The sequence below is a fragment of the Actinoplanes sp. OR16 genome (assembly GCF_004001265.1).
GTDB lineage: Bacteria > Actinomycetota > Actinomycetes > Mycobacteriales > Micromonosporaceae > Actinoplanes.
Genome location: NZ_AP019371.1, coordinates 8,978,308 through 8,993,182, shown reverse-complemented (window position 1 = coordinate 8,993,182; position 14,875 = coordinate 8,978,308). Strand labels below are relative to the sequence as shown.

Below are 14,875 nucleotides of genomic sequence, written 5' to 3'. Positions count from 1 at the left end.
GCTGCGGGGACGTCGGGTCAGGCTGCCGGTCGGTAGCCGGCCGGGCGGCTGGTGAACGTGCCCCGGCCGTGGGTGCGGCTGCGCAGCCTGCTCGCGTAGCCGAACAGCTCGGACAGCGGCACGATCGCCGTGACCGTGCTGAGCGCCGAGTCGGTGACCTGGCCGCGGCGTGCCGCGAGGTCGCCGAGGACCGCGCCGAGCGTGTCGGACGGCGCGGTCACGGTCACCTCAGCGACCGGTTCGAGCAGTCGCAGCGTGGCCGCGTGCAGGGCCTGTCGCAGCCCGAACCGGCCCGCCGCACGGAACGCCGTCTCCGACGAGTCCTTCGGGTGGGTCTGTCCGTCGGTCAGCGTGACAGCGAGGCCGACCACCGGATGACCGCCGAGCGGCCCGGCCGCGAGCGCTTCCCGGCAGCCCGCTTCGACGGCACGGATGTACTCGGCGGGCACCCGGCCACCGGTCACCGTGGACGTGAACGCGAAACCGTCCCCGTCCAGCGGCGTCACGTCGAGCACCACCACCGCGAACTGGCCGGCGCCACCGTCCTGCTTGACGTGCCGGTAGGTCACCCCGGAGACGCCGGTGGCGACCCGTTCCCGGAACGTCACCTGGGGCCGGCCCGTCGTCACTTCGAGGCCGGTGGTCTGGCGCAGCTTCTCCACCGCGACCTCCAGATGCAGCTCACCGAGCCCGGAGAGAAGGATCTGACCGGTTTCGGCGTCCGTGCGTACGAGCAAGGAAGGATCTTCATGGGTCAGCGTCGCGAGCGCCTGCGGCAACCGCTGTGCGCCCTGGCGGGTGCGCGCCTCCACCGCGACCGAGACGAGCGGCTCGGCGGCCTGCGGCGCCTCCAGCAGCACCGGATGATCGCGGGTGCTCAGGGTGCTGCCGGCCTTCACGGCCTTCAGCCCGGCCACCGCGACGATGTCGCCGGCCGCCGCCCGGTCCACGTCGGTGTGCTCGTCGGCCTGGACGCGCAGGATGCGGGCGATCCGCTCGTTACGGCCGGCGCCGGCGTCCCACACCACATCCCCCTTCCTCATGGTTCCGTCGTAGATCCGCAGGTAGTCCATCCGTCCGGCCCGTTTGAAGACGAGCGCGACGAGATCACCGGACGGGTCGCCGCCCGGCGCGGGAAGGTAGTCGACGACGGCGTCGAGCAGTTCCTCCACACCGATGTCGCGATAGGCGGCGCCGCACAGGACGGGCACTGCCTGGCGGCTCAGCGTCAGGTCCCGGATGGCGTTCGCCAATGTCACATCCGACATGTCCGCGATGTCGTCCAGGGCGGCCTCGTGCAGCTCCGCCACCGCCTCCTCCAGCTGTCTCCGCGCGGCCGCGACCGATGCCGGCGGATTGTGGACGAGGTCGATGACGCCGCTGAGATCGTCCATCGGCACCTGCAGGACCAGCGGAATCGCGTCGAGCCGCTTCCGGATCGACTCCACCGCCGCTCCGAGATCCGCGCCGGGCCGGTCCATCTTGTTCACGAACGCGATCCGCGGAACCTCGTATCGATCGGCCTTGCGCCACACCGCCTCACTCTGCGGCTCCACGCCCGCCACGGCGTCGAAGACCGCCACCGCGCCGTCGAGCACCCGCAGCGAGCGTTCGACCTCGTCGGAGAAGTCGACGTGGCCGGGGGTGTCGATCAGGTTGAGGCGGTGGTCCTTCCAGTCGCAGCTGACGGCCGCCGCGAAGATGGTGATGCCACGATCGCGCTCCTGAGGATCGAAGTCGGTCACGGTCGTGCCGTGGTGGACCTCGCCGGTCTTGTGCACGGCACCGGTGGCGAACAGGATTCGCTCGGTGAGGGTGGTCTTTCCCGCGTCGACGTGGGCGAGAATGCCGAGATTACGAACACGCATGGTCTTGGGTCTTTCATCGCTGATCCGAAAATGGACAGCGCCCGCCCGACCGCGGCTATCGGCGGTCAGGCACGTCCGGCCCCGGTGGCGCAGCCGAAGCCGGGCACACCAGACACGAGGATCAACTCGAAGAGCGACGCGGGGATCACGACGGCGGTGCGGTACTGCACGGCGGTCTCCTCCCTGGTCGCGGTTCTGTGGAGAGGCTACGAGAGCCGTGGCGGCGGTGTCGATCGCTTTATCGCTCATGGTGGCGGTCCGCGTGTGGACGTGGATCGGCCCGGCCTGGGCGCATCCTTTCACCGGGCCGCTTGCCGCGGCCTTGCTGGTCCTGGTGAGCGGTCTGCCGCCGGCTCCGATCGGAGATCCCCTGTACGCCGTGGCCGGCGTGCTGATCATCGCAGCGGCATACGGCGTGGCCCTCCTGATCCCGCGAGCCCGGCGCGCTCTCGCCGAGCCGCACTTCCCGACACCGTGGCGCACCGCTCTCCTGGAGATCCCGCTGGCCACCGTGATCTTCGAGGAGGTGGCCTTCCGCGGCGTGCTCTGGACCCTCGTCGAGCAGGCACGCGGGCCGATCGCGGCCACCCTCACCACCGCCGTGCTCTTCGGCCTCTGGCACATATCACCCGATCCGGGTGAGCGTCCGCAGTTCGTGACAGTGGCGTTCACCACCCTGGCCGGTGTCGTCCTCGGCCTGCTCAGGGAGTTCTCCGGAGGGCTGCTCGCCCCGATTGCCGTGCACTGGGCGGCCAATGGCCTGGGAGTTCTGTTTTCCGCGCAGGCGCGCCGGCGTACAGGGAAAGGCACTTGATCTTTCATGGCCGGATGTTCTTCTGACAGATAAAAGGTGAGGTGGGACTGGATTTCCGTGGCTAGGCTGCGGGGCGGACGATCCAGGGTGCGCGCTGGGCCCGCATCGATGCCGCAGATTCCCGGTTCCCAGGAGATTTCGTGAGTAGTCAACCCGTGCCGGCGCCGGCCAAGCTCGACGGCGCCGTTCTCAAGATCGCCGGGGTCGTGGTCCTCGGCGCGATCATGTCGATCCTCGACGTGACGGTCGTCAGCGTCGCCCTCCCGACCTTCCAGACCGAGTTCGGCGCGTCCTATGCCGAGGTCGCCTGGACGATGACGGCCTACACCCTGGCCCTGGCCACGGTGATCCCGCTGACCGGATGGGCCGCGGACCGTTTCGGCACCAAGCGGCTCTACATGACCGCGCTGGTGCTCTTCACCATCGGCTCCGCCCTCTGCGCCACTGCTGACAGCATCGGCCAGCTCATCGGCTATCGCGTGCTGCAGGGCCTCGGCGGCGGCATGCTCATGCCGCTCGGTATGACGATCATGACCCGCGCCGCCGGCCCGGAACGGATCGGCCGCCTCATGGCCGTCCTCGGCGTTCCCATGCTGCTCGGCCCGATCGGCGGCCCGATCCTCGGCGGCTGGCTCATCGACGTGGCCAGCTGGCACTGGATCTTCCTGATCAACCTGCCGATCGGCCTGGTCGCCCTCATCTACGCGCAGGTCGTGCTGCCGAAGGACACCCCGGAGCCCTCCGAGTCCTTCGACTTCATCGGCATGCTGATGCTGTCGCCCGGTCTTGCGCTCTTCCTCTTCGGCGTCTCCTCGCTGCCCGAGGAGGGCACCATGAGCGCCACGAAGGTGTGGGCCCCGATGCTCGTCGGCGCCCTGCTGGTGATCGGCTTCATCTTCTACTCCTTCAAGCCGCAGCACCCGCTCCTCGACCTGCGCCTGCTGCGTAACCGCAACCTGACGGTCGCCTCGATCACCCTGGCCGTCTTCACCGTCGCCTTCATGGGCGCCGGCCTGCTCTTCCCGAGTTACTTCCTGCAGATCCGCGGTGAGTCGACGCTCGACGCCGGCCTGCTGATGGCGCCGCAGGGCATCGGCGCCATGGTCACCATGCCGATCGCCGGCATGCTCGCCGACAAGGTGCCGGTCGGGCGGACCGTGCCGTTCGCTCTGCTCCTGATCGCCGCCGGCTTCTTCACCTTCACCCAGGTCGGCACCGACACGTCGTACCTCCTGCTCTGCGGCTCGCTCTTCGTGATGGGCCTCGGCATGGGCGGCACCATGATGCCGATCATGACCTCGGCGCTGCGCACGCTCACCAACCACGAGGTGGCCCGCGGCTCCACGCTGCTGAACATCCTCCAGCAGATCGCCGGCTCGATCGGCTCCGCGATCTTCTCGGTGATCCTGACCAAGCAGCTCAACCAGTCGCCGATCATCCCCGGCGTCACCAACCCGGTGAGCGGCGAGCCGGTGAGCGAGGCCGGCCTGGCCATCGCGGCCCAGCAGGACCCGGCGGTCGCCCAGCAGTTCCCCGACCCGTCGCTGCTCGAACGCGGCCTCCAGTTCGCCGCCGACTCGTTCGCGACGACCTTCATGGTCGGTTTCGTGCTGACGCTGCTCACGCTGATCCCGGCCTTCTTCCTGCCGCGCAAGAAGGAGAAGTCCCACCTGCTCGACCAGGAGAAGGGCGCGGCGCCGGTCATCCTGCACTGATCCGCTCCCTTCCACGGCCGGTCTCTTCGGAGGCCGGCCTTCTCACTCCCCGGTCTTACTCCCTGACTCAGGCCACGCGCGTCTTCTTCACGGCTCAGGCCACGCGCGGGCCTGCGGTGGTCATCGGTGGCGGGGTGGCCGCGCCCTGCCTCTCGCGCAGCGCCCACCGCCGGGCGAGGTAGGTCGCCCCGGACAGCGCCGCCATCACCATCGCCACCTCGAACGCGACCACCACCGGATCGGTGCTGTAACCCGTCGCCCAGGCGAAGCCCATCACCACCGGCGTGACCAGCAGCCCCGCGATCGGCAGCAGTAGGATCATCGCCCGGCACGTCTCCCGCACCCGGTGCAGGTCGCGCAGACGCCAGCGCACCGCCAGCACCGCGCCCGCGACCACGATCGCCGCGGGGATGCCGTAGTAGACCGCCAGCGCGACGACCAGCGGCACCCGCGCCGGATCGTCCAGGTCGACGGCGCGGATCATCATCGGGGAGAGGGCTGTCACCAGTTCATAGGCGATCACCGCCGTCAGCGCCGCGCCGATCAGCATCGTGCTGAACAACCGCGCGTAGGTCGGATGGTGACGCCGGACGCCGGCCTCGTCGGCGAGCCTGCGGGCGAACCCCGCGACATCCGGGCCGATCAGCTCGTGCGGCCCGGCGCCGTCCGCCACCGCGGCCTCCAGATCGCCGCGCAGGTCGGCCGCGAGCGCCGCACGGTCGGGGGGATGCACACCATAGGACCGCCAGGCTTGGTCGGCGGCGCTCAGCACGCTGTCGATGGTGTCCACTGTCAGCTCCTCGGGGAGGTGTCGGATATCGCGAGGACGGCGGCGACAGTGCCCGCGAACCGGGTCCACTGCCGCTGCCAGGCGTCGAGGCGCGCGCGGCCCGGCGCGGTGAGCGCATAGACCTTCCGCGGTGGGCCGGACGGGCTCGCCTGCTGCTCGTCGGTGACCAGGCCGAGACGGCGCATGCGGGTCAGCAGGGGATAGACGGTGCCGTAACTGACCGCGCCGAAACCAGCGGCCTCGACCCGGCGCACCAGCTCATAGCCGTGCGAGGGCTCGGCCGCCAGCAGCGCGAGCAGGCACATGTCGAGCGCGCCGCGCAGCAGCTGGGTGTGCCGCTCGGCGTCCTCGGCCGGCACGTCCTGGGCAACTATCATGCGAGGCATAGTAGCGCGGTATTAGGCGTCGCGACATACCGATTTCCGGGCGGCGTCGCTACGGTCGATCCGGTGACGACAGGGGAGCTGATCGGAACCGGACGGCAGGCCGACGTCTACGCCCTCGACGCCCATCGCGTCCTGCGCCGCTATCGCGACGGCACGGACGCGACCCGGGAGGCGGAGATCATGGAGCGGCTCTCACGCTTCGATTTCCCGATTCCCCAGGTGTACGAGGCGACGGGTCCTGATCTCGTGATGGAGCGGCTCGACGGCCCCACGATGACGGCGGCGTACGCGGCGGGGCGGCTCGCTGTGCAGGAGGGCGCCTCCTGCCTGGCCGATCTGCATCGGCGGTTGCACGACGTGCCCTTCCCCGGAGGCAGGATCCTCCATCGTGACCTGCATCCGGAGAACGTCATGCTCACCCGTCGCGGCCCGGTCGTCATCGACTGGAACAACGCGGCGCTCGGCCGGCCCGCCGTCGACGTGGCGCTCACCGCGGTGATCCTCGGTCAGGTCGCCCTCGACCCCGCGCATCCGATGGCGGAGCCGGCCCATGCCTTTCTTTCCGCGTACGTCCGGATCGCGGGCGAAGAAGTCCACGCCGGCCTCGGTGAAGCCCTGGTCATCCGCGCCGCCGACCCGGCGCTGACCGACGAGGACGCCGCCCGGCTGCCCGAGGTCCGCCGGTTTCTGTCATAGGCGGGTGGCAGCATCCCGGGCATGCATTTCCTCGATGTGGGCGCCGGGGTCCCGGTCGTCGCGCTGCACGGCTGGACACCCGACCACCGGCTGATGTCCGGCTGTCTCGAGCCCGTCTTCACCGCCCGCCCGGGCTACCGCCGTCTCTATCCCGATCTCCCCGGCATGGGCCGGTCCGCAGCGCCGCCGGGGATCGCCAGCTCCGACGACGTGCTCGCCGAGATCCACCGATTCATCGACGCCGAGGTCGGCGAGGAGCCGTTCCTGCTGCTCGGCGAGTCGTACGGTGGCTATCTCGCCCGTGCCGTGACCCGTGACCGTCCCGCCCAGGTCCTCGGCGTCGGCCTGATCTGCCCGACCGTGGTGCTGCCGCGGTCCCGGCGCACCGTGCCCCCTCACCGGGTGCTGCGCCGGGATCCGGATCTCGCCGCCGGGGTCGCCGACGCGGCTCTGCTCGCCGAGTTCGAGGAGATGGCGGTGGTGCGGACGGCGCCGGTGCTCCGGCGTTTCGCCGAGGAGATCTGGCCCGGGCTGCAGCTGGCCGACGCGACCGCGATGGCCCGGATCGCCGAGCGGTGGGAGCTCAGCGAGGATCCGGACGCGGGGCCGCCCTTCTCCCGCCCGTCGCTGATCCTGGCCGGTCTGCAGGACGCGACGGTCGGTTTCGCCGACCAGGTCGGCCTGGTGTCGCGCTACCCGCGGGCGACGGTCGCGGTGCTCGATGTCGCCGGGCACAACCTGCAGATCGAGCAGCCGGCGCTGTTCGAGGCGCTGATCGGCGAGTGGCTCGACAGGGTTGCCGCCTCATGGGATTGACAGATTCGAATCTTTGGATTGCGGTGGGAGGCGACATCCTTCGACGCCGCAGGAGGTTCGATGCGCTGGCCAGCGATCCTGACCGCCGCCATGCTCACCACGTCACTACTCACGATTCAACCGGGGGCAGCCCAGGCAGCAGAAGAACAGATCACCCTCGACCCGGGCGAGACGGCCCTCATCCGATTCCAGCTGGCCGACGAGGCCGCGTTCGAGCGCCTCCTGATCAGCGGGGCCGACATCGCCGCGCGCCCCCGGACGACTCCGGGAGCCGTGCTCGCCGACGTGGTCGTCGACGGCAGTGAGCTGACAGCGCTGCGGCAGGCGGGTGCGACACCCGTGCAGGTGATTCCCACCGCGCAGGCGAGTGCCCAGCGACTGACCGCGGCGAGCGCGGACACGCTGCAGTTCCTCCAGGCCTACTGGTGGACGAGCAAGGGGCAGACGTTCCTCCAGACACAGGTGGCCACCACCGCCTCCGACGATCCGGACGTCGAGATCACCGTCACCTGGAGGACGGCGGACGGCGCGACCGGGTCGTACCCGCTGGTGCGGTTCGAGGACGCCGGCGAATACCAGTACCACTACGCCCTCCCGCAGCCGCTGCCCGCGAAACCGGTCTCGGTGACCGCCACGTCGAGCCTCGGCGGGCAGAGCCGGGCGATCACCCCGTCGGCGTGGCCGGGCAGCACTCCGCCCGCGACACCGGTCGGCTATCAGAAGGACTTCATCAGCGCCTACATGACGCCGGCCGACATCACCGCGCGGATCAAGCGGCTGCACCGGCAGTACCCGAAACTCGTCGACGTGATCAACCTGCCGAACAAGACGCAGGGCTATCGGCGGACGGCTGTCGCCACGCTCGGTGACCCGGCTGCCGGCGCCGTCGTCGTGGAGTCGGTCAAGTTCGGTGACCAGGGATTCAACGGCGTGCAGGTCCGCACCGTCGATCCGGGGAAGGCGAATGCCACGCTCGGTTCGGCGTACTCCGATCGGGTCCTGACCGTGAGACTCGCGACCGGAGCAGGCGGCGAGGTGATCAGCACGACGACCGAGGTCGCCGCGCACATCACCGCGACGTACCCCCGGAAGTTCCGGGCCTTCACCGAGAAGGACGCGATCATGCCGGTGGTGGCGCCGGTGCGGCTCGACGACGGGCTGGCCGGGACCGAGGTGTCGAAGAAACCGCAGACCGTGCAGGCGCTGCGGATCGGCAAGGTGCGCAACGGCACCAAGCCCGGTGTGCTCGCCTACTCCCAGGAGCACGCGCGCGAGTGGGCGACGCCGCTGGTCACGCTGGAGTTCGCCGAGCGGCTGCTGGCCAATTACGCCACCGACCCGGAGACGCGCTCGCTGGTCGACGGCACCGACGTCTTCATCATCCCGACGGTCAACCCGGACGGGGCGAACTACTCCTTCAACGACTTCAACTTCCAGCGGAAGAACCTGGTCAACCACTGCACGGGCGCCCAGCGCGACCCCCGCTACCGCAATTCGTGGGGCGTGGATGTGAACCGGAACTATGCGGTTGGTTCATATTTTGACGGATATGTCGGAGGCAGCGCTAACTGCCTGTCCGGGACTTTCGCGGGAACGTCCGAATTGTCCGAGGCGGAGAGCCGGAACGTCGTAGCGTTGGCCTCCCGGAACAGGAACATCAAGTTCTCGCTCAACGTGCACAGTTACGGCGGCTACTTCATGTGGTCGCCGGGCGCCTACAAGATCCCCGGCCGGATCACCCTGCCCCGCCCGTCCATCGAGGAGTCCGCGTTCTTCCTGAGCAGCGCCAAGCGCATCGTCGGCGCGATCGCCTCCTCGCGAGGTACCGTGACCTGGCCTTCCTACACGGGGCCGGTGGCCGACGTGCTCTACTCCGCGGCCGGTAACTCGGCCGACCACCTCTACTACGACCTGGGCATCACCGCCTGGAACTTCGAGGTCGGCAACGATCTCTGGAATGCCGAGACCCAGCAGTGGGAGGGCGTCGGTTTCCAGCCGCCCTACGACGAGGCCCACGCCGAGTCGCAGGAATACGCGAGTGGCCTGATCGAGCTGGTTCGCATAGCGCGCGATCAGAGCTGAGCCATCTCCTCGTACGGGGATAGCGGCCGCCCTGAGCCGCTATCCCCGTTACCAAGCCGCCGAGCTGATCAGGGCGAGGCACCTTCCACGACTACGGGAGGTGACGAGGATCTTGGATCGTTGAGGCTTTGTGGAAGGTCGTGGGTGCTCTGGGCCCCCACTACTCCACCGATCAGCCGACGCCGGTGCAGAGCGTGAATACCGCAGTCGTGCCGGCCCGGCCGCGGAGAGGAAGCGGCGCCACGGGCTGGTGGTGCGCTGCCGCCAGCCGAGAAACCCGACCTGGGACCGCAGAGGAAAGGGAGCGGCGCCAGGGCCTGGCGCTTGCGCGCCCGCCTGCGCGCCTGCCTGCCTGCGCGCCTGCCTGCCTGCGCGCCTGCCTGCCTGCGCGCCTGCCTGCCTGCGCGCCTGCCTGCCTGCGCGCCTGCCTGCTTGGGAATTCGACCTGGCGTGGCAGCGGTGAGCAAGCGGCGCTACGGCCTGGCGTTGCGCGCCCGCCCGCCTGGAAATCCGACCTGGGCCAGGCAACCACCCGCAGCCGCCAGGGCAGGCCGTGTCAGGGCACGCCGCGCCATGGCACGGCAGGACAACGGTTCTGCGTGAGCGGTCAGGTGGCGCGCCGATAGGCGAAGACGCACGCCACTCCCAGTGCCAGTTCGGCGACCATCGCGGTTACCAGGCCGGCGTTCGGGGCTGGGTCGAGGGTGGCGCTGAGGAGGCGGCCCAGGGCGTAGCCGAGGTAGAGGACCGCGCCGAGTACTGCCGCATGCGCCGTCGCCGGTCGGCGGATCGCGCCCAGGAAGATCAGGGTGCCGGCGCCCAGCAGGCCGCCTCCGTTCGCGCGGGTTTCGTTGAGGGAGCCGGTCGTGCCGCTCATCTCGTGGAACGCCTCCGGTGCGAGGAAGCTTGCCGCGCCGATGGTCATGGCTACGAGGCCGGCCACGCCGAGGATCACCGCTACGGTTCGCCTGCTCGAAGCCGGGCCGGCGGCCATCGGCGAAGAGGCCACCGGCGAAGGGGTCACCATGCTCCGGACCCTGCCGCGGCGTGGCAGAAAGCCGTGAAGTCGCGCGGTTCCCGGCCCAGGGCGTCGACGACCCCGGTGCCGGGCTTCTCGTTGCGGCCGTCGAAGATCTCCTGGAGCAGGGCGGTGAACATGGCAGCCTGCGCGTCGCCCACCAGGGTGGCCAAGCCGGAACGGAACGCCGCCGGCGGAGCGTCCACGAACGACACCCGGCGGCCGGACGCGGCGCTGATGACGGCGGCCATCTCGGTGAAGGTCAGCGAGCGGGCGCCGGTGACCTCGTAGGTCCGTCCCGCATGGCGCGGGTCGGTCAGGGCGGCGAAGGCCACGTCGGCGATGTCGTCGGCGTCCACCACCGGTTCGGCGACGTCGCCGGCGGGCAGGATGATCGAGCCGTCCAGGACACCCGGCAGCAGCAGGCCCTCGGTGTAGTTCTGCGCGAACCAGCCGGCCCGCACGATCGTGTGGCTCACCCCCGACTCGCGGACGGCCTGCTCGCTGTCGATCGCGCCCTGCTCGCCGCGCCCGGAGAGGAGGACGAGGTGGGCGACGCCGGCTGCTGCCGCCGCCGCGGCGAAGTCGCCGATCAAGGTGGCTGCGCCGGTTGCGGCCAATTCGGGATGGACCACGTACGCCGAACCCGCGCCGGCGAGGACCGCACCCCACGACGAAGGCTGCTCCCAGACGAAGGGCTCCGGGGTGCTCCGGCCGGCCGGACGGTAGGGGAGACCCGCCCCGGCGAGACGCTGGACGACGCGGCGGCCGGTCTTCCCGCTCGCTCCCACAACAAGCACTGGTTTTGTCATGGCCCCAGCCTGAGGCCGTCGCACGGGACGAACAATCGTTCAGAGTCCTTGAAAGATTGCAGATCATCCAATCCAATAGACGGATGATCGATCCGATCGGCGCCGCGCTGCACCTGTTGCGACTCACCGGCACGCTCTACTGCAACGCCGAGCTCACCGCCCCCTGGGGTGTGGCCGTCCCCGAGCTGCCCGGCGAGCTCGCGATCGTGATCGTCACGGCCGGCGGCTGTCACCTGGAGATCGACGGCGAGGACGATCGGCATCTCACCGCCGGCAGTCTCACTCTGCTGCCGCACGGGACGCCGCACCGGTTCCGCAGCGAGCCCGGTGTGCCGGTCGAGCCACTGTTCGAGCTGCCGGTGGAGCCGATCAGCGACCGCTACGAGCTGCTGCGTCACGGTGGCGGCGGCGAGCGGACGCAGGTGACGTACGGGGTGCTGCGCTTCGATCACGCCATCGGTGACCGCCTGGTCGCCCAGCTGCCGCCGGTGCTGCACCTGGCCGCCTGGGCCGAGGCCGACGCCGACTGGCGGGACAGCACGCTGCGGCTGATCGCCCGGGAGGCGCAGACGCTGCGGCCCGGCGGCGAGACCGTGCTGACCCGGCTCGCCGACATCCTGGTGGTCCAGGCGATCCGGGCCTGGCTCGCGACGGCGCCCGAGGCCCGGCAAGGGTGGCTCGCCGCGCTGCGCGACGACCAGATCGGGTTCGCCCTGGCGGCCGTGCACCGGCGCCCCGGCGCGGACTGGACCGTCGCGTCGCTGGCGAAGGAGGCCGGCATGTCCCGGTCGGCGTTCGCGGCCCGGTTCACCGATCTCGTCGGCGAGCCCGCGATGCACTACGTCGCGCAGTGGCGGATGCGGCTGGCGCACTCACACCTGCGGGAGTCGGCCGAGCCGCTGTCGGCGGTCGCCCACCGGTTCGGCTACCGGTCGGAGGCGGCGTTCAGCCGGGCGTTCCGCCGCACGTTCGGGGTGCCGCCCGGGGCGGTCCGCGACGACGTTAATCAATTTCGGTCTTCGCTCGCGCTGAATTGATCGAATAACGGTCTGGTTGCGGTCGTCCGCCATTATCACTTTCAGGTGATCACAATGACGAAAAGGGATCACTTTCTCGTCCCAAAAGTCCGTATTTTTCGGACTTGTCCCTCATTTCTACGGTGTAACTGATCGATTTCCGGCCGCCGCATCGTAGATCCGGTAAACCTCAGTCAGTCGATCGGCTATGGCTATGTGCGAAGAGTGCCTCCGACCGTTACGTTAAGTGTGTGCCCGGCGGTCGCCGCCGCTGGCACGGATCCGTCATGACCTGGCCCGACTCACTTTCATTGAGATCAATAGAAGTTTTGTCGCCCCGAGGTCCGAGGAATGGACACGAGGCGATAGAAATGTAAGTGCTTCCAAGCCGCGGTGCTTCGACGAGGGTGGTGCGATGATCCGGGTCGTCGTTGTCAGAGACGAGGGATACTTCGGTGTCCCGGTGCGGACGTTCCTCGAGACCGAACCGGACCTGCACTATGTCGACACCCTGCCGATCGGCGGCGATCTGGCGCAGCGCGCGGCCCAGCTCTGGCCGGGCGTCGTGGTGATCGACACGGAGTACATGGTGAGTCAGGTGCTGCCGATCGCGGACGAGTTGCACACCGCGATCCCGTCTTGCTCGATGCTGCTGCTCTGCGATCCGTCGAAGCGCGGCATGCTGCCGCCGCGCCGGTGGAACGGCGGGCTGAACTTCCTGGTCAAGGACTCGTCGCCGACGATGCTGGCGGACGCGGTCCGGCGGCTCGCGCGGGGCGAGCGAGTGGTCTCGCCGATGCTGCAGGCGGCCTCGCTGAACACCGATCGCGGTCTGAGCACCCGGGAGCTGGAGGTGCTCGGTCTCGCGGCGGAGGGTGAATCGGTCAAGGAGATCGCCGGCCGGCTCTACCTCTCCGGCGGCACCGTGCGGAACTACCTCTCCGCGATCATCTCGAAGACCGGCGCGCGCAACCGCCTCGACGCCATCCGCATAGCGCGCAAAGAAGGCTGGCTCCGCTGATCTACCAGAGGGCTCTCAGGGCCACCGCGTAGCGTGGATACCGATGCCAAGCCATCTCGACATCCCGGCCCTGCCCGTGCTGCTGCCCCTGGGCGTCGTGCTGATGGGCATCACGTGGGCATTTCTGACGGTCCGCGGCGAGGTGAACGTTTTCAGTCTCGGGGCGGGCTGGTTCGCCGGGTGGTGGGCGGTCGCGGTGCTCGGCGCGACGATGCTGCCGATGCATCTGAGCTGGGGTCCGGGCGCCGAGGAGCCGCAGTTCTACCGGATCCTGTTCCTGCCGTTCCTCGACATGCGCCCGCTGGACTTCCTGCTCAACACGGTGATGACCCTGCCGCTCGCCGCGGTCCTGCACACCGTCTTCGGCGTGACCGGCGTGCGCCGGGTGGTGCTGATCGGATTCGCGCTGAGTCTCTCCATCGAGCTGACCCAGGCGTTTCTGCTGCTGACCGCGAACGGGATGCGATGGGCCGACGTGAACGACCTGATGTCGAACACCCTCGGCGCCTACTTCGGCTATCTGCTCTTCCACCACCTCATGCGTTTCGCGCATTTCCGCCGTGCAGTGGAAAAATGCTCTTCCTCCCGCGGTGCGCCAGTAACGGCGCGATGACCCCCCGCCGCCCGGGCCGGCCGGCGATCCGTTCGTAGAGCCGGCCGACGGACGCGGCGAGGTGCTCGGCGTCGTACCGCGAGCCCACCGATCGGGCCGGCAGCCGTTCGCCGCCGCGCTCGGCGAGGCAGAGCAGCTCGGCGCGGAGGGCCCGGGGCAGCGACTCCCGATCGCGGGCGGCGAGCCGGTGCGTGCCGCGCACCGGCGTACGAGAAATGATCCTCTCCTCGAGGGGCAGGCAGGTCGCGTAGAGCGCGGGCAGGCCGCAGGCGATCGCCTCCAGGGTGGCGAGGCCGAAGGTGGCCGGGGCCGGCGAGGCGAAGACGTCCATGGCGCAGAGCAGTTCCCGGGTGTGCGCGACCGGCCCGGCGAACAGCACCCGGTCGGCCACCCCTTCGATCACCGCGAGGCGCTCCAGGGCGGGCCGTGCCGGGCCGTCGCCGACCAGCAGCAGGCACGCGTCCGGGACTTCGGCGATCGCCCGGATCAGCAGGTCGAACCGCTTGTCCGGCTCGAGACGGCCGACACCGCCGACCAGCGGCACGCCGGGGCCGACGCCGAGCCGGGACCGGGCGACCCGGCGCAACCGCCGGTCGAAGCGGAACTCGGCGGCGTCGATCGCCTTCGGGATCATGGTGATCCGGTCGTCCGGCACGCCCCACGAGCGCAGCCGCCCGGCGATCGCCGGAGACCCCGCGATGGTGACCTCGCCGAGGCGCTCACCGGCCAGGTAGAGCGCGCGCCGGCCGGGGGAGAGGGCGTCGGCTCCGAGGTGGTGCTCGGTGGCGACGACGTGCCGGACGCCGGCCAGCCGTGCGGCGATCCGGCCCAGGACCGAGGCGCGGTAGAGGTGGGTGTGTACCAGGTCGTATCGCCCGGCACGCATCAGAGCCCGCAGTTCCCGGATCGCGCCGGGGTCCCAGTCCCGGCTCGCGGTCAGCCGATGCGCCGGAACGCTCCCGGGCACTCCGGCGCAGGCATCGGCGTCCGGTGGCGTCAGCACGGCCACCTCGCTGTCGTGCGGCAGCCGGCGCACCAGCAACCGCACCTGGTGACCGGCGCTGCCCGGCCCCCGGGTGCTGATGACGTGGAGCACCTTCATCGTTCGTATCCCCCGGTCGCATTGACGACAGAACGCTTGCGACACCCGCGATGAATGACGCTGCCAAAATAGGTGGCCTCAGCGGAAGTCGCAGATGTCATGCATAAGGTGAGAGCTTCTCGTTCT

The 14,875-nt window shown here is 69.8% G+C and carries 14 protein-coding genes; 8 read left to right on the top strand and 6 right to left on the bottom strand.

The genetic code is table 11. The features are described 5' to 3' along the window. Positions 1–17 precede the first annotated feature (17 nt). On the bottom strand, positions 18–1,868 hold the full coding sequence (locus EP757_RS41340) for a translation factor GTPase family protein (RefSeq protein ID WP_127553777.1): 1,851 nt from the start codon (positions 1,866–1,868) through the stop codon (positions 18–20). A gap of 226 nt (positions 1,869–2,094) precedes the next feature. On the opposite strand from EP757_RS41340, the gene EP757_RS41335 reads away from it, so the two are divergent. Beyond that, positions 2,095–2,682 carry a CPBP family intramembrane glutamic endopeptidase gene (locus EP757_RS41335; protein WP_160166022.1) on the top strand — a complete coding sequence of 196 codons (588 nt, stop codon included), beginning with the start codon at positions 2,095–2,097 and terminating at the stop codon, positions 2,680–2,682. 140 nt (positions 2,683–2,822) lie between these two features. Then, complete coding sequence (locus EP757_RS41330; protein WP_127553775.1) at positions 2,823–4,397, top strand: DHA2 family efflux MFS transporter permease subunit; 1,575 nt, start codon at positions 2,823–2,825, stop codon at positions 4,395–4,397. A 94-nt stretch (positions 4,398–4,491) separates the two neighbouring features. Here EP757_RS41330 and EP757_RS41325 read toward each other — a convergent pair whose 3' ends face one another. After that, positions 4,492–5,187 carry a hypothetical protein gene (locus EP757_RS41325; protein ID WP_127553774.1) on the bottom strand — a complete coding sequence of 232 codons (696 nt, stop codon included), beginning with the start codon at positions 5,185–5,187 and terminating at the stop codon, positions 4,492–4,494. Between the two features lie 2 nt (positions 5,188–5,189). After that, positions 5,190–5,564 (bottom strand): PadR family transcriptional regulator, encoded by a 375-nt coding sequence (locus EP757_RS41320; RefSeq protein ID WP_127553773.1) that lies wholly within the window; start codon positions 5,562–5,564, stop codon positions 5,190–5,192. A gap of 72 nt (positions 5,565–5,636) precedes the next feature. Between EP757_RS41320 and EP757_RS41315 the strand changes: the two genes are divergently transcribed. From EP757_RS41315 to EP757_RS41305, 3 genes are read left to right on the top strand one after another with little or no spacing between them, the layout of a single operon-like run. Continuing rightward, a complete protein-coding gene (locus EP757_RS41315) occupies positions 5,637–6,269 on the top strand; it encodes a phosphotransferase (protein ID WP_127553772.1) in 633 nt (210 codons plus the stop codon). A 21-nt stretch (positions 6,270–6,290) separates the two neighbouring features. Then, on the top strand, positions 6,291–7,085 hold the full coding sequence (locus tag EP757_RS41310; protein WP_127553771.1) for an alpha/beta fold hydrolase: 795 nt from the start codon (positions 6,291–6,293) through the stop codon (positions 7,083–7,085). Between the two features lie 60 nt (positions 7,086–7,145). Continuing rightward, the gene (locus EP757_RS41305) at positions 7,146–9,167 is read left to right on the top strand and encodes a M14 family zinc carboxypeptidase (protein WP_127553770.1); all 2,022 of its coding nucleotides are present in this window, start codon (positions 7,146–7,148) and stop codon (positions 9,165–9,167) included. 607 nt (positions 9,168–9,774) lie between these two features. On the opposite strand, the gene EP757_RS41295 is transcribed toward EP757_RS41305, so the two are convergent. Together EP757_RS41295 and EP757_RS41290 are read right to left on the bottom strand one after the other, a co-directional pair. Continuing rightward, a complete protein-coding gene (locus EP757_RS41295) occupies positions 9,775–10,194 on the bottom strand; it encodes a DUF4345 domain-containing protein (protein ID WP_127553768.1) in 420 nt (139 codons plus the stop codon). Continuing rightward, a complete protein-coding gene (locus EP757_RS41290; RefSeq protein WP_127553767.1) occupies positions 10,188–10,997 on the bottom strand; it encodes an NmrA family NAD(P)-binding protein in 810 nt (269 codons plus the stop codon). Before EP757_RS41290 ends, EP757_RS41295 begins: the two co-directional genes overlap by 7 nt. A gap of 83 nt (positions 10,998–11,080) precedes the next feature. Here EP757_RS41290 and EP757_RS41285 point away from each other — a divergent pair, with 83 nt between their 5' ends. The 3 genes from EP757_RS41285 (at position 11,081) to EP757_RS41275 (ending at position 13,647) form a co-directional block, all read left to right on the top strand. Continuing rightward, a complete protein-coding gene (locus tag EP757_RS41285) occupies positions 11,081–12,034 on the top strand; it encodes an AraC family transcriptional regulator (protein WP_127553766.1) in 954 nt (317 codons plus the stop codon). 394 nt (positions 12,035–12,428) lie between these two features. Then, positions 12,429–13,034, top strand: a complete 606-nt coding sequence (locus tag EP757_RS41280) for a response regulator transcription factor (protein WP_127553765.1) — start codon at positions 12,429–12,431, stop codon at positions 13,032–13,034. 43 nt (positions 13,035–13,077) lie between these two features. Further along, on the top strand, positions 13,078–13,647 hold the full coding sequence (locus EP757_RS41275; protein ID WP_127553764.1) for a VanZ family protein: 570 nt from the start codon (positions 13,078–13,080) through the stop codon (positions 13,645–13,647). Here EP757_RS41275 and EP757_RS41270 read toward each other — a convergent pair. Beyond that, the gene (locus EP757_RS41270) at positions 13,571–14,749 is read right to left on the bottom strand and encodes a glycosyltransferase (RefSeq protein WP_127553763.1); all 1,179 of its coding nucleotides are present in this window, start codon (positions 14,747–14,749) and stop codon (positions 13,571–13,573) included. The two genes, EP757_RS41275 and EP757_RS41270, sit on opposite strands and share 77 nt — an antisense overlap. Positions 14,750–14,875: the final 126 nt, after the last annotated feature.

Excerpts from the sequence above, each read along its gene's own strand:
- EP757_RS41285 (WP_127553766.1), top strand. The coding sequence starts at position 11,081 with ATGATCGATCCGATCGGCGCCGCGCTGCACCTGTTGCGACTCACCGGC.
- EP757_RS41305 (WP_127553770.1), top strand. The coding sequence starts at position 7,146 with ATGCGCTGGCCAGCGATCCTGACCGCCGCCATGCTCACCACGTCACTA.
- EP757_RS41310 (WP_127553771.1), top strand. The coding sequence starts at position 6,291 with ATGCATTTCCTCGATGTGGGCGCCGGGGTCCCGGTCGTCGCGCTGCAC.
- EP757_RS41340 (WP_127553777.1), bottom strand. The coding sequence starts at position 1,868 with ATGCGTGTTCGTAATCTCGGCATTCTCGCCCACGTCGACGCGGGAAAG.
- EP757_RS41290 (WP_127553767.1), bottom strand. The coding sequence starts at position 10,997 with ATGACAAAACCAGTGCTTGTTGTGGGAGCGAGCGGGAAGACCGGCCGC.
- EP757_RS41320 (WP_127553773.1), bottom strand. The coding sequence starts at position 5,564 with ATGATAGTTGCCCAGGACGTGCCGGCCGAGGACGCCGAGCGGCACACC.
- EP757_RS41295 (WP_127553768.1), bottom strand. The coding sequence starts at position 10,194 with ATGGTGACCCCTTCGCCGGTGGCCTCTTCGCCGATGGCCGCCGGCCCG.
- EP757_RS41280 (WP_127553765.1), top strand. The coding sequence starts at position 12,429 with ATGATCCGGGTCGTCGTTGTCAGAGACGAGGGATACTTCGGTGTCCCG.
- EP757_RS41275 (WP_127553764.1), top strand. The coding sequence starts at position 13,078 with ATGCCAAGCCATCTCGACATCCCGGCCCTGCCCGTGCTGCTGCCCCTG.
- EP757_RS41270 (WP_127553763.1), bottom strand. The coding sequence starts at position 14,749 with ATGAAGGTGCTCCACGTCATCAGCACCCGGGGGCCGGGCAGCGCCGGT.